The sequence below is a fragment of the Pseudomonas sp. CFSAN084952 genome (genome assembly GCF_009648855.1).
GTDB classification, from domain to species: domain Bacteria; phylum Pseudomonadota; class Gammaproteobacteria; order Pseudomonadales; family Pseudomonadaceae; genus Aquipseudomonas; species Aquipseudomonas paracarnis.
In genome coordinates this window covers 4,108,762-4,131,448 of record NZ_CP045767.1, presented here as the reverse complement: position 1 = coordinate 4,131,448, position 22,687 = coordinate 4,108,762, and the positions used below count along the sequence as shown (strand labels likewise).

Sequence of the window (22,687 nt, the reverse complement as noted above, 5' to 3'; positions counted from 1 at the left end):
CCTGCGATAGCGGTGGGCCAGTTAGCATAACGGTGGACTGACACACCGCTATCGCAGGCAAGCCAGCTCCCACAGGGTTAAGCGGGATGTTTAGAGGCTGTAGTAGTAGCCACGACTACGCAGCGCCACGATGCGTGGCCGGCCATCCGGGTGTGGGCCGATCTTCTTGCGCAGGTTGCTGACGTGCATGTCCAGGCTGCGATCGTAGAGGGTCAACTTGCGGCCCAGGGCGATCTGAGCCAGTTCCTGTTTGTCCAGGGGCTCGCCGGGCTGACGCAGCAAGGCTTCAAGCAGGCGGCTTTCGGAGACGGTCAGGGTGAATTCCTGCTCATCAATGCTGACCACCCCGCGCACCGGGCTGAAGCACAAGTCGCCCAGTTCCAGCTGGGTCGATACCGCGGCCGGGTGGCTGCGTCGTAACACGGCGCGCAGGCGCGCCGTCAGTTCGCGCGGATCGCAAGGTTTGGCCAGGTAGTCGTCGGCGCCCAGTTCCAGGCCGAGGATGCGGTCCAGAGGCTCGCCCCGCGCCGAGAGCATCAGCACCGGCAACTCCGGGTGGTCGTTGCGCAGTTGCTTGAGCAACTCCAGGCCGCTGCCGTCGGGCAGCATCACATCGAGCACCACCGCCGCCGGGGCGGCTTCGGCCAAGGCTTTGCGGGCGCTCAGGCCGTTGTGGCAGGCGCGCACCTGGAAGCCTTCCTGGCTCAACCAACTGGTCAGCAGCTCACAGAGCTCCTGGTCATCATCTATCAGTAACAGCTCGCTCATGACTCACTCGATTTAGCCATTGTCGACGGCGACGACCCCACCGGTGACGCCGTGAGCCATTAGGAGTGCGCCGAAACGATTAGGTTCGACGCAGCCGGGTTCAAGGCAGGACTTGCTTGAACGGCTTGATCACCACATCGGCATAGACGCCTGCTGCAACGTAAGGGTCTGCCTTGGCCCAGGCCTCGGCGTCGGCCAGGGAGGCAAACTCGGCCACGATCAGGCTGCCGGTGAAGCCGGCGTCGCCCGGGTCATTGCTGTCGACCGCCGGGTGCGGGCCGGCCAGTACGATGCGGCCTTCGGCTTGCAGCTGTTTAAGGCGCTCGACGTGGGCCGGGCGTACGCTCAAGCGTTTTTCCAGCGAGTTGGCAATATCGGTGGCAATGATGGCGTAGAGCATGTCAGTCCTCGGTTTTCGGCGTGGTAGACGCGGTGTCATGCAGGTGGCGCGACAGGTAGATGCCCTGGCCGATCAGGAACAATACGGTCATGCCCAGGCTGCCGAACACTTTGAAGTCGACCCAGTAGTCCTGGAACGTGAAGGCCACGAACAGGTTGGCGGCACCGCAGAACAGGAAAAACACGATCCAGGCCACGTTCAGGCGCACCCACACCGGCTCCGGCAAGGTCAGCGCATGGCCCATGATTCGCTTGATCAGCAGGCGGTCACCAATGAAGTGGCTGCCGATGAACACCAGGGCGAACAGCCAGTTCACCACCGGGGCTTTCCATTTAAGGAAGGTTTCGCTGTGGAAGGCCAGGGTCAGGCCACCGAATACCAGGCAGGCGATAAGGGTCAGCCATTGGCTTTTTTCCAACTTGCGCTGGGAGATGAAGATGGCGCCGTACACTACGATGGAGCTGATGATCAGTACGGCAGTGGCACTGTAGATGCCTCCGAACGATAGCTCGTGGCCGGCGATTTCGATGACCCTGGGGTCGAGTTTGGTAACGATGAAAAACAGCAACAGCGGGATGAAGTCGATGAATTGTTTCACAGTAAGAGCCAGAAGCTGGATGTGACGGCATAATAACAAACATCCTTGGTTGCGATAGCGCCAGCTGACTTGAGGTTACACACTCCCGTGAATGTTGATTTGCACTGCCACAGCACGGCCTCCGACGGCGCCCTGGCGCCCGCGGTATTGGTTGCGCGTGCGTTTGAAAAAGGCGTGCGAGTTTTGGCATTGACCGACCACGACACCCTCGAAGGCCTCGATGAAGCCCGCCAGGCCGCGCATTCCCTGGGCATGCAGCTGGTCAACGGCGTGGAATTGTCCTGCACCTGGGGCGGCGCCACCATCCATGTGCTGGGCTACGGTTTTGATCAAAAGGCCCCGCCCTTGGTGGCGGCGATTGCCCAATTGCACGATGGCCGCTGGCTGCGGTCCGAAGAAATAAGCCGCAAACTGAGCCTTAAAGGTATGCCTGGCGCCCTCGACGGCGCCCGCGCCATCCAGCAAGAGCTGGGCGACAGCGGCAACGCACCGGCCCGTCCGCATTTTGCCGACTGGATGGTGCGCGCAGGCTATGTCAAGGATCGCGCCGAGGCCTTTCGCAAATGGCTGGGCGCCGGCAAGTTGGGCGATGTGAAGCTGCATTGGCCGACCCTGGAAGACACCGTCCAGACCCTGCGGGCCTCCGGGGCCTGGGTCAGCTTGGCGCATCCCTGGCATTACGATTTCACCCGCAGCAAGCGCCGCAAGCTGATCAGCGACTATATTGGTGCGGGTGGCCACGCCATCGAGGTGGTCAACGGGCATCAACCGGCAGAACAGGTCGGCAGCCTGGCGATCCTTGCCCGCGAATTTGGTCTGCTGGTCAGTGCCGGCAGTGATTTTCATGGCCCAGGCGGCTGGTCCGAGATTGGCGAGTATCGTCAGGTCCCGGAAGATCTGCCGCTGTTGTGGGGGCGATTCAAGCATGACCCCATTATTGCCACCGTCTGAACAGGTAGAGCACGTGAGTCAATTCTTCCAGATTCATCCGGAAAACCCTCAGGCGCGCCTGATCAAGCAGGCCGTAGAGATCATCCGCGCCGGTGGCGTGGTGATCTACCCGACTGATTCGTCCTACGCCATTGGCTGCCAGATCGGCGACAAGGGCGCGGTCGAGCGGGTAAGACGCTTGCGCCAGCTGGACGACAAGCACAACTTTGCGCTGATCTGCAGCGACTTGTCCCAGCTCGGCCTGTTCGCCAAGGTCGACACCGGTACCTTCCGCCTGCTCAAGGCCCACACGCCGGGGCCTTACACGTTCATTCTCAACGCCACTCGCGAAGTGCCGCGCCTGTTATTGCACCCGAAAAAACGCACCATCGGCCTGCGCGTGCCGGAACACCCGATTGCCCTGGCGCTGCTGGCCGAGTTGGGCGAACCGCTGATGAGCGTGTCGTTGATCCTGCCCGGCGAAACCGAGCCGTTGTACGACCCTTACGAAATGCGCCGTTTGCTGGAAAAGCACGTCGACCTGATCATCGACGGCGGCTACGGCGGCAACAAGGCCTCCACGGTGATCAACCTGGCCGATGGCGAACCAGAAGTGGTGCGTGTGGGTTGTGGCGACCCGGCTCCGTTCATGGTCGAGGCCTGAATGTCAGCCGTGGAAGCCGCTGATCCCCAGGCTGGCGCCCAGCAAGAACTGCCGTTTGCCATGGTGTATGGCCAGGCGGTCATGGAAATGCCCCTGGACCTGTACATCCCGCCGGACGCCCTGGAGGTGTTCCTTGAAGCCTTCGAAGGCCCCCTGGACTTGCTGCTGTACCTGATCCGCAAGCAGAACATCAATATCCTCGATATTCCGGTGGCAGAAATCACCCGCCAGTACATGGGCTATGTCGAGCTGATGCAGTCGGTGCGCCTGGAATTGGCCGCCGAGTACCTGGTGATGGCCGCCATGCTCGCCGAGATCAAGTCGCGCATGCTGTTGCCGCGCTCGGAGACGGTAGAAGCCGAAGAGGATGACCCGCGCGCCGAGCTGATCCGCCGCCTGCAGGAGTACGAACGCTTCAAGGCCGCCGCCGAAGGCATCGACGGTCTGAGCCGTGTGGGCCGTGATGTGGTGGTGCCCAAGCTCGACGCTCCCGAGGCGCGCGCGCGCAAGTTGCTGCCGGACGTGAGTCTGGAAGAATTGCTGATGTCCATGGCCGAAGTACTGCGCCGTGGCGATATGTTCGAGAGCCACCAGGTCAGCCGTGAAGCGCTGTCCACCCGCGAGCGCATGAGCGATGTGCTGGAACGTCTCAAGGGCGGTGGTTTTGTGCCCTTTGTCGAGTTGTTCACCGCCGAGGAAGGGCGCCTGGGCGTGGTGGTGACCTTTATGGCGATCCTTGAGCTGGTCAAGGAATCCTTGGTCGAGCTGGTGCAGAATGAGCCTTTTGCGGCTATCCACGTGCGGGCGCGAGCCGAATAACGAGCTGAATCGATGAATCTGACTGAACCCCGCGAACTGGCCCCTTTGCTGGAGGCCTTTCTCCTGGCCTCGGGCAAACCGCAATCTTTGGAGCGCCTGTTCGAACTCTTTGAAGAAGCCGAACGCCCGGAGCCGCCGGTGTTCAAGAAAGCCTTGGAGATCCTGCGCAAGTCCTGTGAGGGCCGTGCCTTTGAGTTGCGCGAAGTGGCGTCGGGTTATCGCCTGCAGATCCGTGAGAAGTTTTCACCGTGGGTCGGGCGTTTGTGGGAAGAGCGCCCGCAGCGCTACTCGAGGGCGATGCTGGAGACCATGGCGCTGATCGCCTATCGCCAGCCCATCACTCGGGGCGAGATCGAAGACGTGCGTGGTGTGGCGGTCAACAGCCATATCGTCAAGACCCTGCTGGAGCGCGAGTGGATTCGCATCGTTGGCTACCGTGACGTGCCCGGCAAACCGGCGATGTTCGCCACCACCAAGGTGTTCCTCGATCATTTCAACCTGAAGAACCTCGACGACCTGCCGCCGCTAGCCGAACTGCGCGAAATGGAGGCCGAGCCAGTGCTCGATTTCGACGACGCGCCGGTGCCGCAAAGCCTGCAGGAACTGGCCGATGCCAGCGCCGAGCCGGAGGAGCCCAAGGACGAAACCAGTTTCCATACGTTGTTGCTGGAGCTGGACGACATGGAGCAGGGGATCAAGACCGACTTCGACGATTTGCTGCGTGATGGTGCGGCGGAGCCAGAAACCCAGGTGAACGTTGAATCCGAGCCTGAGGTCGAAGCCCAAGACGATGTGCTTGGCGTGGCCCAGGCCCGGGAAAAGCTCCTGGCCGCCGTCGCCGCCCTCGAACAGCCGCCCCTGAGTGACGAAGAAGACGAAGCCCGGGCGCTGGCCGAGGCCATCGAAAACGAGCGCCGCCAGCTCGAAGACTGACCGGCTCTGAGGTTCACCGCGCAACCCATGTGGGAGCTGGCTTGCCTGCGATGCAGACGCCTCGGTCTCTCAGATGCAAGGAGGTGATGCCATCGCAGGCAAGCCAGCTCCCACAGAGGATCGACCATGAGTGCCCTGAAAGACCCGTGCATCAGCATCTGCAAATTCAGCGACGACATCTGCGTCGGCTGTGGCCGCAGCAAGCGTGAAATCCGTGCCTGGAAGAAACTCGATAAAGCCGACAAGCGCACGGTATTGGCCGAAGCCCAGCTGCGTTTGCTGGCTCTGGGCGCCACCGGTCGGCGGAAAAGCAAATGACTTGGGCGTTATCGGCTAGTCTGTGATGCGCAACACGCGCCATGCGCGTATGATTCGCGACCCCTTGCCGACCTATTCGGCCTAGGCCCCGCTTTCAATACCCCTCAGGCCACGCCTGAATCGACCCACCGGGAGGTGCTTACGATGAATGACCAAGACCAGAAAGACCAGGAAATCGGCCCAGCAGGCGAAAAGCTGCAAAAAGTGCTGGCGCGTATCGGCGTGGGCTCGCGCCGCGACGTCGAAGCCTGGATCACCCAGAAGCGCATCAAGGTCAACGGCGTCGAGGCTACCCTCGGCCAGCGCGTCGACCTGCACGATGCAATCACCATTGATGGCAAGGTCATCAAGCGTGAAGAGGCCGCCGAATCGGTGCGCCGCGTGATCATGTACAACAAGCCCGACGGCGAGATCTGCACCCGTGACGACCCGGAAGGCCGTCCGACCGTGTTCGACAAGATGCCCAAGCCTAAAGAAGGCCGCTGGATCAACATCGGCCGTCTGGACATCAACACCACCGGCTTGCTGATGTTCACCACTGACGGTGAATTGGCCAACCGCCTGATGCACCCGTCCTACGAGATGGACCGTGAATACGCCGTGCGTGTACGTGGTGAAGTCGATGACGAGATGATCGAACGCCTCAAGGCGGGCGTGGTGCTTGAAGACGGCCCGGCCAAGTTCACCGACATCAAGCAGGCGCCGGGTGGCGAAGGTTTCAACCACTGGTACCACTGCGTGGTGATGGAAGGCCGTAACCGTGAAGTGCGTCGCCTGTGGGAGTCCCAGGGCCTGGTGGTCAGCCGCCTCAAGCGCGTGCGTTTCGGTCCGGTGTTCCTGAACTCCGACCTGCCGATGGGCCGCTGGCGCGAAATGAGCCAGTACGAGGTCGATATCCTCAGCGCCGAAGTGGGCCTGACGCCGGTTGCCATGCCGCAGATGAACGCCAAGAGCAAAGACAAGCTTGAGCGTATGCAGCGCAAATCGTCGCGCCCAGTGCCACGTACCGAACGTGTTGCCCGCACCCTGCGCCCTGCGCTGGATGCACCGGCCACCGGCGGTCGTATCTCGCGTCAGCCGCACATTGAAGGTGAACGCCGCCCCACCACGCCATCGCGTCAGGAAGGCGAGCGTGCGCCACGTACGCCGCGTCCTGCTCCGGCGGGTGGTCGTAGCAACCGTGGTGAAGCGGATCGCCCGGCCGACAACGCCAGCACCAAGCGTCCAGCCAAGCCAGCGGCGAACAAGCGCCCTGGCCCGAAACTGGTCGCGGACGAGCCTTCGGGCAAGCGCCGTGGCGCACCGGCCGGTTCCGGCCAGCGTCCTGGTTTTGGTCGCAAGAAGCCGCAGTGATACGTTAAGCGCCGCATAAAAACGCCAACCCTAGGGTTGGCGTTTTTTTTTTGCGATCTACATTTGAAATGCAATCAACTGTGGGAGCCGGGCTTGCCCGCGATAGCGGTGGGTCAGTGAGTAAAAAGGTGACTGACACACCGCTATCGCAGGCAAGCCAGCTCCCACCGGGATCTCTACACGTCTATGATTTTTTAAAAGGCAAAGGCGCCATCAAACACCGGCTTGTCATCCAGCGCCAGCACCCCACTGGCAAAGATCAGGTCCAGGTGATGACTGCCTTTCTGCCCGCCACCCAAGCCCAAGTGCAACCCGCAGTGACGCTCTTCAAACCCGGCATTGCGCGCATACAGGTCCTTGACCCCTTCATTGGTGCCAATCCCCAACTCCTCCACACGACGGTTGGACGGGTTGGCATTCAGGTACTTGTTGAAGTCATCTGCCAGCCCTGGCACTTCGCTGGCCACGCTGCAAACGGTGGAGTTCTCGATCCATAGCTCCAGCGGCAATTGCAGCACGCCGTATTTGCGTGCAAAGGGGATGGTACTGAGGAAGGTGCCGACAAACCGCACCTGGCCGTTGATGGCTTCGCTGTGGGTGGCGATTTCGCCGGGCGCCAGGTCGTGGTTGCCGACGCCGTTGATATTGGTCCACTTCTTGATGCTGCTCATCGGCGCTTCCAGGCGCGAACCGTGTTTGTCGGTAAAGCTCAGCACGTTGGCCTGGGCCATGCGCCGGATCAGTGTGGCGTTGAGGTCGGCGATGCGTTGGGGCTCGACGCTGAAGGTGTCGTAGAAATAGTCGCCGTAATCCTTGAACAGCAGGGATTTTTTCCAGTGCTCGGCCATCACGCCTTGCAGGGCACGGATAAAGTCCGGGCCTTCGGCGCGTGGGTTGGGCAGCGTGGAGGAATCATAGAGAAACAGGTACAGGTCGCAGCTTTGAATGGCCTGGGACAGGGTGTCGCTGGGCGCCAGGTCCAGGCGTTGCAGTTGAAAGTTGAAGCGGGCGGCGCTGCCGTGGGTAATCGCCTGGGCGATGGCGTCATAGCGCTCGGTGTGGCCCAGCAACACGGTGGGGCGGTTCAGGCCGTTGAGGGCGGGGTGGTGTGCCAGGTAGTAGAGAAAATGTTCGACGGCGCGGGCCTTGTCCATGACGGGTGTCCTTCTGTGCCTTGGGTAAGGGGGCAGGCGCCGTGCACAGCGCCTGCCGGATGCCTGCCGGGTATTAGAAAGGCCACATCGCGGTGCCAAAAGGCACAACGGCATCGGCTTGCATCATTTCAACGGCGGCCTCATGGGTCGGCGCTTCAAACCAATCGTCGAGTTGCAGTTCGGTTTCCAGGTCGTTTTCCAGTGCTTGCATGGTGTATCTCCTAGAGGACGTTGTTTGAGAACGGCTTGCCCACGGGCTTCGCGGGCAAGTGCAAAGAACCTAGAAGAGAGTGTTTCGAAATGCAAAAAATTTATTGACACGGTTTCATTTGGATTTTTTCTTCTGTTTTTCAGCAGATTTTTTTATTCAGGCAAAACAGTGAATTGGCTGAAGCGATTCTTCAGGCATTGCTTACCGACAGAATTCCGTTGAGGGTTGCCAAAGTCTGGCTGTAACGCGGATTTTCCGGGGTGTAACGATAGATTTACGCAACTGCCCTGGCTTTGTTGGGGGGCGCGCCGATGTAAGCATTAGCTGACAGAATCGCCCGTGCACTTTCCCGGTGCGTGCCGAAGCTGTCGAGCGGTGTACAATGCGCCGCGTTTTACTGTGACCCCCCTTGCGTACCCACGCAAAAGGCCAAGACCTCAGGGTTTGATCCCCCTGATCACTCCGCCTGGCCACGAGCCGGACGGGTTCGATTTCGTCACAGATAAAAACAAACAGGTGACGCATGACCATTAGAAAGACGCTGTACTCCTGGTGCCTGCGCTGGGGTTTGAGCGGCGCTGCTTGAGTCGGTAATTCAAGGCAGCAACCTGCATTCAACTCTTCAAACCTTGCGTGAGACCCTTTTCATGAGTGGACCCCATTCTTCTTCAGGCGAGCTGAAACGCGGCCTGAAAAACCGGCATATCCAGTTGATCGCCCTCGGTGGCGCCATCGGCACCGGCCTGTTCCTGGGCTCGGCCGGGGTGCTCAAATCCGCCGGCCCTTCGATGATCCTGGGCTATGCCATCTGCGGCTTTATCGCCTTCATGATCATGCGCCAGCTTGGCGAAATGATTGTCGAGGAGCCGGTCGCCGGCTCCTTCAGCCACTTTGCCCACAAGTACTGGGGCGGTTTCGCCGGCTTCCTCTCGGGCTGGAACTGCTGGATTCTGTACATTCTGGTGGGTATGTCGGAGTTGACGGCCGTCGGCAAGTACGTGCACTACTGGTGGCCGGAGATCCCGACCTGGGTCTCTGCTGCGGCGTTTTTCGTGCTGATCAACGCGATTAACCTGGCCAACGTCAAAGTCTTCGGTGAAGCCGAGTTCTGGTTCGCCATCATCAAGGTGGTGGCGATCGTCGGCATGATTGCCCTGGGCAGCTACCTGCTGGTCAGCGGCAGCGGCGGCCCGCAAGCCTCGGTCAGCAACCTGTGGGAGCATGGTGGTTTCTTCCCCCATGGCGTCGGCGGTTTGGTGATGGCCATGGCGATCATCATGTTCTCCTTCGGCGGCTTGGAAATGCTCGGTTTTACCGCCGCTGAAGCCGATCAACCACGCACCGTGATCCCCAAGGCGATCAATCAGGTGATCTACCGCATCCTGATTTTCTACATCGGTGCCCTGGTGGTGCTGCTGTCGCTCACCCCGTGGGACAGCCTGCTGGCGACCCTCAACGCCTCCGGCGATGCCTACAGCGGCAGCCCGTTCGTGCAGGTGTTCTCGATGCTGGGCAGTAACACCGCCGCGCATATCCTCAACTTTGTGGTGCTGACGGCCGCGCTGTCGGTGTACAACAGCGGCACCTACTGCAACAGTCGCATGCTCTTGGGCATGGCCGAGCAGGGCGACGCGCCCAAGGCCCTGGCGAAAATCGACAAGCGCGGCGTGCCGGTGCGTTCGATCCTGGCCTCGGCGGCGATCACTCTGGTGGCGGTGCTGATGAACTACCTGATGCCCCATGACGCGCTGGAACTGCTGATGTCGCTGGTGGTGGCCACGTTGGTGATCAACTGGGCGATGATCAGCTTCTCCCACTTCAAGTTCCGCCAGCACATGAACCGCATTGGCCAGGTGCCGCTGTTCAAGGCGTTGTGGTACCCGTATGGCAACATCATCTGCGTGGCCTTTGTGGTGTTTATTCTGGGCACCATGCTGATGATTCCGGGCATTGACCGCTCGGTGTACGCGATCCCGGTGTGGGTGGCGTTCATGGGCGTTTGTTACTGGGTCAAGAACAAGCGGGCGCAGCAGTCCATGGATATGGCGGTCCCCGCGGTGAAGTAAGCGTCAATGTTGTTAAGCAGACCCGGCCTTGTGCCGGGTTTGTTGTTTGAGGGGATGGCCAAGGTGCATTCGCGTATCCTAGGGCTTCTTCCGGAGGACCGTGTTACATGCTGGTGATTTCCAACAACGTACAGCTGCCCGATGCCGAGATTGAGCTGACCGCCATTCGCGCCCAGGGTGCCGGTGGGCAGAACGTCAATAAAGTGTCGAGTGCGGTGCACCTGCGGTTTGATATTCCGGCGTCTTCGTTGCCGGAGTTCTACAAGGAACGCTTGCTGGCACTGCGTGACAGCCGGATCACCAGCGAAGGCGTGCTGGTGCTCAAGGCCCAGCAATATCGCACCCAGGAGCAGAACCGCGCCGATGCGCTGGAGCGCCTGGTGGAGTTGATCCAGAGCGCCACCAAGGTCGAGAAAAAACGCCGTCCGACCAAGCCTACCCTGGGCTCGAAGAAACGCCGCCTGGAGTCCAAGACCAAGCGCGGCAGCATCAAGGCCGGGCGCGGCAAGGTCGACTTCTAGGCGTCGCGTGTTTCGCGGGCCTTGGGCGCCTGGCGGTACAGGTAGACGCTCAGCAGCAAACCGGCGAAAGCGGCGAGGGCGGCGAACAGGAAGATCGAGGCAAAGCCAAACCCGGCCGCCACGGCGCCCGCCAGCGGCCCGGTGATGCCCAGGGACAAGTCGATAAACAGCGAATAGGCGCCCACCGCCGAGCCACGGCTGGAGGCCGGCACCAGGTTGACGGCCTCCACTCCCAACGCCGGGAACACCAGGGAAAAACCGAAACCGCTCAACGCCGCACCCGCCAACGCCAGTTGGGCATCCGGCGCCAGCCACAGCAACAGCAGGCCCAGTACTTCCACCGACAGGCAGGCGATTGCGACGCGAAAACCACCAATGCGGTTGATCAAATTGCCAAACAGCAAGCGCGCGCCGATAAAACTGGCACCGAACAGGCTCAAGGCCCACACCGCGTTATCCCAGTGCTGGGTGCTGTAATACAACGTGATAAAGGTGGCGATGGTGCCAAAGCCGATAGAGCCCAATGCCAGCGCGCAACCATGGGGGAGCACGCGGCCCAGTACATTCATGAACGGCAAACGGATGCCGGGCACAATCGGCGCGGCTTGTTTTTTCCAGGCCAACACCACACCCAGTACGGCCAACAGAATGATGCTGACGCCCATGCTCCAAAGCCCCAACTGGCTGACCAGCAGCACCCCCAACGGCGCGCCGACCGCCAGCGCGCCGTAGCTGGCGATGCCGTTCCAGGAAATAACCTTGGCCGTGTTCGCGGCGCCGACACGGCCAATGCCCCAGCCAATCGCCCCCGAACCCACCAGGCTTTCAGCGCTGCCCAGCACTAGCCGACCGACCAGCAGGCAGCCGAGGCTCAGAGCCGGCAGGCTGGAAAACCACGCCGCAAACAACATGAACACGCCACTCAAGCCGCAGCCCACCAGGCCGATCACCACGGCGCGCTTGCTGCCCAGGTTGTCGATGATCTTGCCGGCATAGGGGCGGCTCAGCAGGGTTGCCAGGTATTGCACGCTGATCACCAGCCCGGCAATGACGGCGCCATAGCCCAGCTGGCTATGGACATAGCCCGGCAATACGGCCAGGGGGATGCCGATATTCAAATAGCCGATGAAGGTAAACAGCACGATGGAAACAACTTGCAGCGTGACCGCCATGGGGCGCTGGGTATCTGGCATGGGAGAGATCCACTGTCGCAGCAGGTAAAGATAGGCTGCTAATGATACCGGCGCGCAGGCCGGGCAGGGCGGCAAAAATGTAAAACGTCAGCTCTAAAGCCGATCAAGCTTGGGTGGGGGCCAGCAATTGAGTGGTCACCAGGGCAGCCAAAGCGTTTTCCTGGGTGCCAAAGCGCTTGAGCAGTGCTGCTTGCTTGTCGGCACTGAGGCGGTTCCAGACTTCGACCATCTGCAAGGCAGCGTCGAGTACAGCGGCGTCCGGCGTGTCGGAAGGGGAGGTGGTCATAGTGAAGGTCTCGGATGATTCAGGCAGTGTGGAAAGCGCTCAAAGGCGCGCTTTCCACACGGTCTGGTACGGCGTCAGTCCCGGCTTTCGCGCTCGACTGGTTTTGCTTCTTTGGCCTCAGGCTGCTTGTCGCTGGCCTGCTGCGGTGTTGGCTGCTCAGTTGGGTGCAGGCTTGGGAAGGGGAGATTAGGTATCTCGTGCATCGTGGTCGCTCCTCGCAAGGTCTGTTTTTTCAATCGCAGGTGATTCCGCGCTCTCAAAAAGCCTTGGCAGGATACAGCACCGTAAATGACAAAAAGACTTTTATCTCGACGTATGCACAATTTTTAATGGTTCAGACGCAAGTGACATGAGGTCACACCTCTAGAACGGCACCTTGCCCAGAATCATGTCGCGGTACATCACAAAATCTCCCAGCAAGCTGTAGAACGGGTGTTGAAAGGTGGCGGGACGGTTCTTTTCGAAGAAGAAGTGACCAATCCAGGCAAAGCTGTAGCCCGCGAGCGGCAAGGCCAGCAGCAGGACCCATGAACCTCTGCCGATGGCGTACGCAAGAATGCCGATCACCAGGGTGGTGCCGATAAAGTGCAGGCGTCGGCAGGTGCTGTTGCCGTGCTCGGCCAAGTAGTACGGGTAGAACTCGGCAAAACTGTTGTATTTCTTGATGTTTTCCACGGTCACCGGCCCTCTGGTTGTTGTGCCGCCAACGGGTGTGCGGCGGGGAGCTTATTTGAGTCTAGAGTGATCAGTGGTAACAGCCAGTGACAATAGATGCCACTTTAGTATCCTTGGCTTCCTGGCTGCCGTTTGAGCCTGCTTTCAACAAGAAGACGCCATGAGCGAACGAACAACTTCTGCAAGCTGGGCGATGGGCATCGTCAAGGCGCTGGAAATGGATGGCCTGGATTGCCGTGCCTTGTTCAAGCAACTGGGCCTGGATTATGCGGCCCTCAGTGATCCCGATGCGCGCTTCCCGCAAGACGCCATGACCCGCCTGTGGCAACGCGCGGTAGAGGTGTCGGGTAACCCGGCGATTGGCCTGAACATGGGCAAGGTGGTGCGCCCGGCCTCGTTTCACGTTGCCGGTTATGCGTTGATGTCCAGCAACACCCTGGCCGAAGGCTTTATGCGATTGGTGCGCTACCAGCGCATCATCGCCGAAAGCGCTGATTTGAGTTTTCGACTGTTACCCGAAGGCTATGCGTTGATTCTGACGGTGCATGGCGATCACCTGCCGCCCACCCGTCAAAGCGCCGAAGCCTCGCTGGCCAGCGCCCTGGCCCTGTGTGGCTGGCTCACCGGGCGCACCCTGCAGCCCCGCAAAGTGCTGCTGCAGGGCGAACAGCCAGCGGAACTGGCGCCCTACCAACGCGCCTTCCATGCGCCTTTGCAATTCAATGCACCCTATGACGCGCTGATTTTCGAGCAGGCTGACATGGAGGCGCCGCTGCCCACGGCCAACGAAGCCATGGCGCTGTTGCACGATCGCTTTGCCGGTGAATACCTGGCGCGTTTTTCCGAAAGCCGCGTGACCCATAAGGCGCGTCAGGTGCTGTGCCGCCTGTTGCCTCAGGGCGAGCCCAAGCGCGAAGCGGTGGCCCAGACGCTGCACCTGTCCCAGCGCACCTTGCAGCGGCGTTTGCAGGAGGAGGGCACCAGCTTCCAGGCCTTGCTCGATGACACCCGTCGCGAACTGGCCGAGCAGTACCTGGCACAACCCAACATGACCTTGCTGGAAATCGCCTACCTGCTGGGGTTTGCCGACCCGAGCAACTTTTTCCGCGCGTTTCGCCGCTGGTTCGATGCCACGCCCGGCGAATACCGGGCGCGCTTGCAGCAAATGTCGTCGGTCAGTGACGCCAGAACGCCGGAATGCACAACACAAACACGGTGATGATCTCCAGGCGTCCCAGCAACATGCCCAGGGACAGGATCCACTTGGCGGCATCCGGCAGGGTGGCGAAGTTGCCGGCCGGGCCGATGGTTTCGCCCAGGCCGGGGCCCACGCCGGAAACGGTACTGGCGGCGCCGGTCAATGCGGTCATCCAGTCCACGCCCAGCAGTGACAGCGCCAGGGCGATCATGCAGATGGTGATGGCGAAGAAAAACGAAAAAGTCAGAATCGAGCGCACGATCTCCTCATCGAGGCGATGACCGTTGTACTTCTGCTTGATCACCGCGCGGGGATGGATCAACTGATTCAAGTTGGCTTTGAGCAGGATGTAGGCCACCTGGAAACGGAAGATCTTGATACCGCCTGCGGTGGAGCCCGAGCAGCCGCCGATAAAGCCCAGGTAGAAAAACAGCATCAGTGAGAAGTTGCCCCACAGGCTGTAGTCCCCCAGTGCAAAGCCGGTGGTGGTCACCACAGACGTCACGTTCAGCGCCACATGGCGCAAGGCATCGAGCCAATGCAGGTTGGTGGTCCACCAGTACCAGGTGCCGAGTACCAGCCAGGTCACCAGCAACAGGCCGAGCAAGCCTTGCACTTGCTGGTCCTTGATCAGCGCTCGACGGTTACCGCGCAAAGTGGCCACGTACAGGGCGAACGGCAAGCTGCCAAGGATCATCACCACCACCGCGACCCAGTGCACCGCCGGTTGTTTCCAATGGGCCAGGGACTCGTCCGAGGTGGAAAACCCACCCGTGGAAATCGCCGACATCGCATGGTTGATCGCATCGAACACGCCCATTCCGGCCCACCAGAAGGCCAGGCTGCCGAAGATGGTGATGCCCACATACGCCGCCACGATCAGGCGCGCCACCATGTGTGAGCGAGGCATGACCTTTTCAGAGCGGTCCGAGGATTCGGTCTGGAACAGGCGCATGCCACCAATGCGCAGCAGCGGGAGGATCGCCACCGCCATGCCGATAAAGCCGATACCGCCAAGCCAGTGCAGCAACGAACGCCACATCAAAATGCCCGGCGACATGCTGTCCAGGCCGCTCAACACGGTGGAGCCGGTGGCGGTGATGCCGGACATGCTTTCAAAGAACGAGTCGGTGTAGCTGATGTGCTGGGTCAGCAAAAAGGGCAGGGCGGCGAAGATGCACACCACCACCCAACTGCTGACCGTCAGCAGGTACATGTCCCTGGGGCGCAGGTGCACGTGCTCGGGGCGGCCAGGAATGACCAACGCCAACCCGGCGATAAAGGTGATCAGGCTGGCCCACAGGAACGAGGGCAGGTCGCTGGTGCGTTCGAAGATCACCAGGGTCGCCATCGGGATTACCATGGCGACCGCAAGGGTGATCAGGAAGATGCCGATGATGAAACCGATGATGCGCAGGGTCGGCAACGCCATGAAGTTCGCTCGGGTGATTGGGCAGAGGCGCCATTCTACCCGCGGTGCAGGTCTTGTAAACCGAGGGCTGCGGGTTGATGGAGAACCCCTGTGGGAGCTGGCCTGCCAGCCGGCGTATATTCACCTGACGCCCCGCAATCCAATGTGGGAGCTGGCTTGCCTGCGATGGCGGTGTGTCAGTTACAGATTAGTCGACTGAACCACCGCCATCGCAGGCAAGCCAGCGCCTACAGGGATAGACGCGGCAGTTATTGCGCGCATGAAAAAGGCGACCCGCAGGTCGCCTCTTTTAACTGTGCTTGATCAGAACTCGTGATCAGCGCTGTCCGGGTTCAGGTCACTGATACCCAGCTTGCCAGCAGCGGCTTCGATCGAACCGGTCTGCTTGACCAGGGCGGCAATCGAGTCACGCACGATCTGGTTGCCCTTTTCATTGTCAGCGGCGATCAACTGGTCGTAGTGCTCGCCGTTGTTGGCGTGGTCAACCATCACCTGGATCTTCGCTTCGGTGGCTGCCAGGTCAGCCTTGAGGGCTGCGTCGGCTGCCGGGTCGACCTTGGCCACCAGAGACGACAGGCTGGCGCCGGTCAGCTTGGTGCCGTCAACACGGGTGTATTCGCCCAGGTAGACGTTACGGATGCCCTTGGCGTCGTAGAAATGCGAGTAATGGGTGTTGTCGCTGAAGCAGTCCTGCTCGTCTTCCGGCGAGTTGGCTTCCAGGGACACTTTCATGCGCTCCCCGGCGAGTTCGCCCAGGGACAGGCTGCCCATGCCGAACAGCATTTTACGCAAACCGTCGGTGCCCGGTTCCGACTCCAGGGTGGCGCGGTAGTTGTCTTCGACGTTGGGCTTCCAGTTGTCGACCATTTCCTGCAGGTCGCTGACCAGCAGTTGGGTGACAGCACGCAGGTAAGTGCGGCGACGCTCGTTGTGACCGCCGGTTGCACCGTCACCGGTCATGTAGTCCGACGCCGGGCGGTTGCCCGCGCCTGGGCCGGTGCCGTTAAGGTCCTGGCCCCACAGCAGGAATTCGATGGCGTGGTAGCCGGTGGCGACGTTCGCTTCGGAACCGCCCAGCTCATTGAGGCTGGCGAGTTTTTCCGGGGTGATCTCCTTGACGTCGACCTTGTCTTCGCCCACCTGAATCTCGTTGTTGGCGATGATATTGGCGTTGGCACCTGGGTTGCCCAGCGCGTGCTCGTAGGACTTGTCGACGTAGTCGATCAGGCCTTCGTCCAGGGGCCAGGCGTTCACTTGGCCTTCCCAGTCGTCGATGATGGTGTTGCCGAAGCGGAATACTTCGCTCTGCAGGTAGGGTACGCGTGCGGCGATCCAGGCGGTACGGGCCGCTTTCAGGGTTTCGTCGTTCGGGTTGGCGAGGAAAGTATCGATTGCGGTCTGCAGGGTTTTTGCGGTGGATTCGGCATCGCTGTACACCGCAAACACCATGTCTGCGTAGTGCGCGACCACGGCCTTGGCGGCTGCTTCGTCGACCTGGCCTGCCGGGGCAGCCGCCGGTGCGGTAGTGCTGGCGGCAGCGGATGCCTGGGGCGCGGCGGCCTTGTCTTTACCTTCGCCGCAACCGGCGAGAGAAATGGCAATGGCCAGCAGACTGGCGGTGGCCAGGGGCATACGAATCATGGCGAACATCCTGCTTCGGTTGTTGAAAGGGCGCGCGGGGAGCGCAAACGCTGCGACATAATGCGAAAGATTTGCATTTTGTGTAAAGGCTTATACGCGGGAAATATTGAGTATCGAAGTGTAAATTCAAAGACTCACGGCGTTATTACGTTCGGACTGCTTCAGATAAGCCGTCAACTCCCGGGCCTGCAGCGGTTTGCTGTAGTGATAACCCTGCCCTTCATGGCACCCCTCGGAGATGATGTAGGCCTCCTGTTCGGCGGTCTCCACCCCTTCGGCAATCACCTGCATGCCCAGGCTTTTACCCAATTGGATAATGGCGCGCACGATGGTTGCGTCATCGTCGTCGTCCTGCAGGTCCTGGACGAAGCTCTTGTCGATCTTGATCTTGTCCAGTGGAAGGCTTTTGAGGTAACTCAGGGAGGAATAGCCGGTGCCGAAGTCATCAATGGCGATCAGCGCCCCGGAGCGACGCAGGCTCAGCAGATGCTGGGCGGCGGTGCTAATGTCTTCCATCAGGCCGGTCTCGGTGACTTCCAGCTCCAGGCTGCGTGGCGGCAGGCGATAGATCTGCATCAGGTTGTTGACCACCCTCGGCAACTCGGTGTGGTGCAGTTGCACCGTGGACAGGTTGACGGCCATGCGCAGCGCCGTGAAACCCTGGTCATGCCATTCGCGCAATTGCCGGCATGCTTGGTCCAGCACCCATTCGCCAATGGGAATGATGGTGCCGTTCTGTTCCGCCAGCGGGATAAACAAGTCCGGCGGTACCAGCCCATGTTCCGGGTGTTGCCAGCGCAGCAGGGCCTCCACGCCGACCACCTGATGGTCGCGATAGCTGATTTGCGGTTGGTACACCAGGTGGAACTGCTCGCGGCTCAGGGCATCGCGCAGGTCTTTCTCCAGTTCACGGCGCCGGCGCATTTCGCTGTCGACGCTGGCGATATAAAACTGATAGCGGTTGCGCGAGCGGCTCTTGGCCAGGGTCATGGTCTGCTCGGCTTTTTGCAGCAACTTCTCGGTGCTGTCGCCATCTTCCGGAAACAGCGTGATGCCGATGGTGGCGCGCAGGCGGATCAGGTCGTGGTCGAGGGCGAATTCAGCCTCCAGGTCATCGAGGATGCTTTGTGCCAGTTCGGCGGCCTCGTAGGGCTGGTCGATATCGGCTTGCACCAAGGCGAACTGGTCGCCGCCCAGGCGGGCGAGCGTGCCCAGGCGGCCACTATGGGCGCGCAGGCGGTCGGCCAGGGCCAGCAAGAGTTTGTCGCCGGCCTGGTAGGTGAATTGCTCGTTGACGCTCTTGAAGTCATCCAGCCCCACGCATAACACCGCGACACGGCGTTGCCGGCGGCCAGCGTCCGTTAGGATCTTGTCCAGCTGCGCCTGCAACTTCTGGCGGTTCGGCAGGCCGGTCAGGAAGTCGTACTGGGCCATGCGCAACAGGCTGGACTCGGCCTCGTGGCGCAGGTGGGTATTGCGCTCAATGGATTCGAGCAATTGGTTGGCGGTGTTTATCCACTGTCCCAGTTCGTTGCGTTCATGACCCTTGAGCTGAGGGATCTTGTGCTCGCTGGGGCGGTCCGGGTTGATCGAGGTCAGGTGTTGGAGCATCCGCGACAGCGGTTTGGTCAGCATCCAGTGATACACCAGGTACAGCACCAGCCCCATGACCAGGGCGCGCAATACGCCCGAGATAAAGATGATGACCGAGCTGACCAGAAAACTTCGGCCATAGGTGGCGGTGTCGAGGGTGATGCTCAGGTCGCCGTAATATTCGCTGTAGGGGCCCTTGCCGACTAACGCGGTAGTAAAGGATCGTTCCTGGCCAAGAATCAGGTCGGTCAGCCAGCGGCTGGGGGACCGCTGTAAAGGGCGGCTTTTTTCCGCCAACATGGTCTCGTTGGGATGGCCGATAGAGGCCATGCGCACAGCATCGTCCTGGAACAGACCTTCGATCACCTGCATGCCCATCTCGCGATCCAGGCTGTACACGGCCTGGGTCGAGGGGTCGCGAAACATGTCGAGGATGCGCTGGGCATCGCCCGCCACGGCCTGGCGTGTCTTGTAGGCATCAAAAACGATCTGCGCCACGCTCAGCGCCACACCCACGATCAAGGCCGACAGCAGCACAACCCGTAGCAACTTCACCGACAAGCTGTTCTTGAGTTCCAGCTTCAAAGGGGCATTCCTTGTCTCATGCGGGTGGCCGTCAATATGCCATGAGTATTGGCAATCTGGGGAGGGCAGTCAAAGGGACATTACTGTGGGAAGGGGGGTGGCGCTTTGCAGCGACGGTGGGCAGGAAAACGGCGGATGGAATCCGCCGTGAATGTTGCCTTGCGGGGGGGCAAGTGGTTGCTTGATTAAAAATTAATCTGTGGTGGGGCAGATGACTGTGGATCCGCGCCCAGTTGGCCGCCTTGGGCTCCGTCCGTGACACGGTCAATCACGTCCTTGAGTAGATCCATTCCCATCTCGGCCGCTTTTCCTGCAATGGGCAGTGCCACCGAGGCGGCGGCGCCGGCGGCGGCCATCATCGAAGCTGGTTCCATAGTTGACTCTCCTGCGTTGGACGAGAGGTGTATTCCTCTCTTCGACTACGTGGCCGGTTCGTCTCAATGAGTTCCATTTTTTCGGCCGATCCACACTCGTCGCCCAAAAAAAAGCCCGGCAATCGCCGGGCTTTTCCTACTGCAAGCATCGCTTAGGCAGTGAAGGCCTTGCCTTCGAACTGCTCAGCCACGAACTTCCAGTTGACCAGGTTCCAGAACGCTTCCACATACTTTGGACGCACGTTGCGGTAGTCGATGTAGTAGGCGTGTTCCCACACGTCGCAGGTCAGCAGCGGGGTGTCGCCGTTGGTCAGCGGGTTGCCGGCGCCGATGGTGCTGGCCAGGGCCAGGGAACCGTCAGCCTTTTTCACCAGCCAGCCCCAACCGGAACCGAAGGTGCCAACCGAAGTCTTGGTGAACTCTTCTTTGAACTTGTCGAACGAACCGAACGCAGCGTTGATGGCTTCAGCCAGCGCGCCGGTTGGTTGACCGCCGGCGTTTGGCGCCAGGCAGTTCCAGTAGAAGGTGTGGTTCCAGACCTGAGCGGCGTTGTTGAAGATACCGCCCGAGGAAGACTTGACGATCTCTTCCAGGGTCTTGCCTTCGAACTCGGTGCCGGGCACCAGGTTGTTCAGGTTCACGACATAGGTGTTGTGGTGCTTGTCGTGGTGGTACTCCAAGGTTTCCTTGGAGATGTGCGGCTGCAGGGCATCGTGTGCGTAGGGCAGCGGCGGCAATTCGAAAGCCATGATGATTCTCCTAATCAGGTCAGTTGCGGTGAGCGCAAGGCCGATCACGGGCGGCCAAACATGCGCCGGGGAGTTTGTACTCTTTGCGGCGCAGGGGGCTGATCATAGCACCGGGGGTGCGGCATAACCACGCAACAACTGTGTGGGATAGAGGTTCCAGAGCGTTTTGGAATATTGCTCAGGCGCTGATCAGTTGATAGGCCACCCAGAACATCATTACCGCGACCAGCAGGTCCAGCAGGCGCCAGGTGGCCGGGCGTGCCAACCAGGGTGCCAGCCATGCCGCGCCCAGCGCCAGGGTGGAGAACCACAGGAACGAGGCACTGGCTGCTCCGGCTACATAAGCACCCGGTTCGGTTTGTTGCGCGCCCAGGGAGCCGATCAGCAGGACGGTGTCCAGGTAGACATGGGGGTTGAGCAAGGTGACTGCCAAGGCGCTCAGCAGCACGGCGCGCATTGAGCGTGTCTTGAGGCTGTCGCTTTGGTCCAGGCTCTGTTTCGAGCAGGCCCTGCGTAGCGCGCATGCGCCGTACCAAAGCAAGAACGCTGCGCCGCCCCAGCGTGCCACCGCCAGCAGTATCGGGCTTTGCGCCAGCACGGTGGCCAGCCCGAATACCCCGGCGGCTACTAAAATCGCATCGCACACGATGCACAGCGCCGCCACCGGTAAATGATGTTCGCGGCGCAGGCTTTGTGCCAATACAAAGGCATTTTGGGTGCCGATCGCCATGATCAGGCCGAGAGCGACCAGCAATCCGTTCACATAGCTTTGCCACATAGGGTTTACTCCGCGTTCGCTGCCAATTGTCGCAATACGTCCATGGCCCGCTGGGCATCGGCGCGGCCGACGAACAGGTGGTCGTGGTAGTAGCCGGCAATCACGTTGCAACTGATACCGGCTTGGCCCAGCGCGCTGGCGAAGGCGGCGGTCAGGCCCACGGCTTCAAGGGCGGAATGCACATTCAGGGTGATCCAGGCGGCAAGATAGTCGAAGCTCAACCCAGCCTGTTCGGCCTGTTGTCGTTCGACAATCACCGTCAGCCCTTCCTGTTCACGAAAACTGCCGATGACCTCGCAGCCCGCAGGGATACGGTTGTCGGGAAGGGTGCAGAACACATAGTCGCCGTCATTCAACTGCGGGCTCATGCTGCGCAATAAAGTGGTCAGGGCGGTTTCGCCAGCCATGTGAGGTTTCCTTAAGTGGGGAAGCAATGCTGGTCATTTTCACGGGAGAGCCTGTATAAGAAAAACCAATATTGCTGATCGCTCATTAGAGAAACTGATGTTCGACTATAAATTGCTTTCTGCCCTGGCGGCGGTGGTGGAACAAGCCGGCTTTGAGCGCGGTGCCCAGGTGCTGGGGCTGTCGCAATCAGCCATCTCTCAACGCATCAAGCTATTGGAAGCGCGCATTGGCCAGCCGGTGTTGATACGCGCCTCGCCGCCGACGCCCACCGATATCGGCCGGCGCTTGCTCAACCATGTGCAACAGGTGCGCTTGCTGGAGCGTGACCTGCAAAGCCAGGTGCCGGCCCTGGACGAGGAGGGCATGCCCGAGCGTCTGCGCATTGCCCTGAATGCCGACAGCCTCGCCACTTGGTGGGCCGAGGCGGTCAGCGACTTCTGCGCCGAACAGCATTTGCTGCTGGACCTGGTGGTCGAAGACCAGACCGTGGGCCTCAAGCGCATGCGCGCCGGTGAAGTGGCGGCCTGCATTTGCGCCAGCGAGCGTCCCGTGGCCGGTGCCCGCAGCCTGTTGCTGGGCGCCATGCGTTATCGGGCCCTGGCCAGCCCGGCCTTTCTGGCGCGGCATTTTCCTGGGGGCGTGCGGGCTGACCAATTGGCGCGCACGCCTGCGCTGGTGTTCGGCCCGGATGATTTCCTGCAGCACCGCTACCTGGCGTCCCTAGGAGTGGACGGTGGTTTCGAACACCATCTATGCCCGTCATCCGAAGGCTTTATCCGCCTGACAGAAGCCGGCCTGGGCTGGGGCTTGGTGCCTGAATTACAGGTGCGTGACCAGTTGGAAACCGGCGTGCTGGTCGAGTTATTGCCAGATAAGCCCATCGATGTGCCGCTGTACTGGCATCATTGGCGCAGTGGCGGGCAACTGTTGGGCTTGCTGACCGACCATCTGGCCGATGTGTGTGGTCATTGGTTGGTGCCGTTGGAGTGATGGCGCGCGTCAAGGCAAGAGCGATGAAAAACGAAAGAACACGGAGTACG

The 22,687-nt window shown here is 60.7% G+C and carries 26 protein-coding genes; 11 read left to right on the top strand and 15 right to left on the bottom strand.

The genetic code is table 11. The features are described 5' to 3' along the window. Nucleotides 1–90: 90 nt before the first annotated feature. From GH769_RS18790 to GH769_RS18780, 3 genes are all read right to left on the bottom strand, one after another. The gene (locus GH769_RS18790) at nt 91–768 is read right to left on the bottom strand and encodes a response regulator transcription factor (protein WP_014719687.1); all 678 of its coding nucleotides are present in this window, start codon (nt 766–768) and stop codon (nt 91–93) included. Between the two features lie 100 nt (nt 769–868). Next, entirely contained in the window at nt 869–1,168 is a 300-nt protein-coding gene (locus GH769_RS18785; RefSeq protein WP_014719686.1) for a YciI family protein, read from the bottom strand. Between the two features lies 1 nt (nt 1,169). Beyond that, nucleotides 1,170–1,766: a septation protein A gene (locus GH769_RS18780; RefSeq protein ID WP_014719685.1), complete on the bottom strand. Its 597-nt coding sequence runs from the start codon at nt 1,764–1,766 to the stop codon at nt 1,170–1,172. An 87-nt stretch (nt 1,767–1,853) separates the two neighbouring features. On the opposite strand from GH769_RS18780, the gene GH769_RS18775 reads away from it, so the two are divergent. The 6 genes from GH769_RS18775 (at nt 1,854) to rluB (ending at nt 6,783) form a co-directional block, all read left to right on the top strand. Further along, nucleotides 1,854–2,717 (top strand): PHP domain-containing protein, encoded by an 864-nt coding sequence (locus GH769_RS18775; protein WP_020303140.1) that lies wholly within the window; start codon nt 1,854–1,856, stop codon nt 2,715–2,717. A 13-nt stretch (nt 2,718–2,730) separates the two neighbouring features. After that, on the top strand, nt 2,731–3,360 hold the full coding sequence (locus tag GH769_RS18770; protein WP_003193796.1) for an L-threonylcarbamoyladenylate synthase: 630 nt from the start codon (nt 2,731–2,733) through the stop codon (nt 3,358–3,360). Nucleotides 3,361–3,480: 120 nt separating this feature from the next. Continuing rightward, entirely contained in the window at nt 3,481–4,179 is a 699-nt protein-coding gene (locus GH769_RS18765) for a ScpA family protein (protein ID WP_164365898.1), read from the top strand. Between the two features lie 12 nt (nt 4,180–4,191). Beyond that, nucleotides 4,192–5,112 (top strand): SMC-Scp complex subunit ScpB, encoded by a 921-nt coding sequence (scpB, locus tag GH769_RS18760; protein WP_014719683.1) that lies wholly within the window; start codon nt 4,192–4,194, stop codon nt 5,110–5,112. A 126-nt stretch (nt 5,113–5,238) separates the two neighbouring features. Next, a complete protein-coding gene (locus GH769_RS18755; RefSeq protein ID WP_014719682.1) occupies nt 5,239–5,430 on the top strand; it encodes a DUF1289 domain-containing protein in 192 nt (63 codons plus the stop codon). 144 nt (nt 5,431–5,574) lie between these two features. Then, the gene (rluB, locus tag GH769_RS18750) at nt 5,575–6,783 is read left to right on the top strand and encodes a 23S rRNA pseudouridine(2605) synthase RluB (RefSeq protein ID WP_014719681.1); all 1,209 of its coding nucleotides are present in this window, start codon (nt 5,575–5,577) and stop codon (nt 6,781–6,783) included. 194 nt (nt 6,784–6,977) lie between these two features. Here rluB and GH769_RS18745 read toward each other — a convergent pair whose 3' ends face one another. Beyond that, a complete protein-coding gene (locus GH769_RS18745; RefSeq protein WP_014719680.1) occupies nt 6,978–7,937 on the bottom strand; it encodes a hypothetical protein in 960 nt (319 codons plus the stop codon). Nucleotides 7,938–8,010: 73 nt separating this feature from the next. Continuing rightward, nucleotides 8,011–8,148, bottom strand: a complete 138-nt coding sequence (locus GH769_RS28870; RefSeq protein ID WP_003175756.1) for a hypothetical protein — start codon at nt 8,146–8,148, stop codon at nt 8,011–8,013. 647 nt (nt 8,149–8,795) lie between these two features. Here GH769_RS28870 and GH769_RS18740 point away from each other — a divergent pair. Further along, nucleotides 8,796–10,214, top strand: a complete 1,419-nt coding sequence (locus GH769_RS18740) for an amino acid permease (RefSeq protein WP_014719679.1) — start codon at nt 8,796–8,798, stop codon at nt 10,212–10,214. 107 nt (nt 10,215–10,321) lie between these two features. Continuing rightward, a complete protein-coding gene (gene arfB, locus GH769_RS18735; RefSeq protein WP_003193787.1) occupies nt 10,322–10,735 on the top strand; it encodes an alternative ribosome rescue aminoacyl-tRNA hydrolase ArfB in 414 nt (137 codons plus the stop codon). Here the strand turns inward: arfB and GH769_RS18730 are convergent. Both GH769_RS18730 and GH769_RS18725 read right to left on the bottom strand, forming a co-directional pair. Continuing rightward, nucleotides 10,732–11,928 carry an MFS transporter gene (locus GH769_RS18730; RefSeq protein ID WP_014719678.1) on the bottom strand — a complete coding sequence of 399 codons (1,197 nt, stop codon included), beginning with the start codon at nt 11,926–11,928 and terminating at the stop codon, nt 10,732–10,734. The two genes, arfB and GH769_RS18730, sit on opposite strands and share 4 nt — an antisense overlap. A gap of 103 nt (nt 11,929–12,031) precedes the next feature. Beyond that, entirely contained in the window at nt 12,032–12,214 is a 183-nt protein-coding gene (locus tag GH769_RS18725) for a hypothetical protein (RefSeq protein ID WP_014719677.1), read from the bottom strand. A 14-nt stretch (nt 12,215–12,228) separates the two neighbouring features. On the opposite strand from GH769_RS18725, the gene GH769_RS18720 reads away from it, so the two are divergent. Further along, nucleotides 12,229–12,567 (top strand): hypothetical protein, encoded by a 339-nt coding sequence (locus tag GH769_RS18720; protein WP_019819373.1) that lies wholly within the window; start codon nt 12,229–12,231, stop codon nt 12,565–12,567. 10 nt (nt 12,568–12,577) lie between these two features. On the opposite strand, the gene GH769_RS18715 is transcribed toward GH769_RS18720, so the two are convergent. After that, nucleotides 12,578–12,889, bottom strand: coding sequence for a DUF962 domain-containing protein (locus GH769_RS18715; protein WP_014719676.1), 312 nt, complete (start codon nt 12,887–12,889; stop codon nt 12,578–12,580). Between the two features lie 160 nt (nt 12,890–13,049). On the opposite strand from GH769_RS18715, the gene GH769_RS18710 reads away from it, so the two are divergent. Next, complete coding sequence (locus tag GH769_RS18710) at nt 13,050–14,108, top strand: AraC family transcriptional regulator (protein ID WP_032902763.1); 1,059 nt, start codon at nt 13,050–13,052, stop codon at nt 14,106–14,108. On the opposite strand, the gene GH769_RS18705 is transcribed toward GH769_RS18710, so the two are convergent. From GH769_RS18705 to GH769_RS18675, 7 genes are all read right to left on the bottom strand, one after another. After that, on the bottom strand, nt 14,065–15,519 hold the full coding sequence (locus tag GH769_RS18705) for a TrkH family potassium uptake protein (protein WP_003193780.1): 1,455 nt from the start codon (nt 15,517–15,519) through the stop codon (nt 14,065–14,067). The genes GH769_RS18710 and GH769_RS18705 overlap by 44 nt on opposite strands. A gap of 303 nt (nt 15,520–15,822) precedes the next feature. Continuing rightward, on the bottom strand, nt 15,823–17,160 hold the full coding sequence (locus tag GH769_RS18700; RefSeq protein WP_153649872.1) for an imelysin family protein: 1,338 nt from the start codon (nt 17,158–17,160) through the stop codon (nt 15,823–15,825). A gap of 126 nt (nt 17,161–17,286) precedes the next feature. After that, nucleotides 17,287–19,338 carry a bifunctional diguanylate cyclase/phosphodiesterase gene (locus GH769_RS18695; protein ID WP_014719673.1) on the bottom strand — a complete coding sequence of 684 codons (2,052 nt, stop codon included), beginning with the start codon at nt 19,336–19,338 and terminating at the stop codon, nt 17,287–17,289. Nucleotides 19,339–19,523: 185 nt separating this feature from the next. Further along, nucleotides 19,524–19,712, bottom strand: a complete 189-nt coding sequence (locus GH769_RS18690; protein WP_032902765.1) for a hypothetical protein — start codon at nt 19,710–19,712, stop codon at nt 19,524–19,526. Nucleotides 19,713–19,864: 152 nt separating this feature from the next. Next, nucleotides 19,865–20,461 (bottom strand): superoxide dismutase, encoded by a 597-nt coding sequence (locus GH769_RS18685; protein ID WP_014719672.1) that lies wholly within the window; start codon nt 20,459–20,461, stop codon nt 19,865–19,867. A 178-nt stretch (nt 20,462–20,639) separates the two neighbouring features. Beyond that, nucleotides 20,640–21,239 carry a LysE/ArgO family amino acid transporter gene (locus GH769_RS18680; protein ID WP_014719671.1) on the bottom strand — a complete coding sequence of 200 codons (600 nt, stop codon included), beginning with the start codon at nt 21,237–21,239 and terminating at the stop codon, nt 20,640–20,642. A gap of 5 nt (nt 21,240–21,244) precedes the next feature. Further along, nucleotides 21,245–21,646, bottom strand: coding sequence for an ACT domain-containing protein (locus GH769_RS18675; protein ID WP_014719670.1), 402 nt, complete (start codon nt 21,644–21,646; stop codon nt 21,245–21,247). Nucleotides 21,647–21,743: 97 nt separating this feature from the next. On the opposite strand from GH769_RS18675, the gene GH769_RS18670 reads away from it, so the two are divergent. Then, nucleotides 21,744–22,637, top strand: coding sequence for a LysR family transcriptional regulator ArgP (locus GH769_RS18670; protein ID WP_003193773.1), 894 nt, complete (start codon nt 21,744–21,746; stop codon nt 22,635–22,637). Nucleotides 22,638–22,687: the final 50 nt, after the last annotated feature.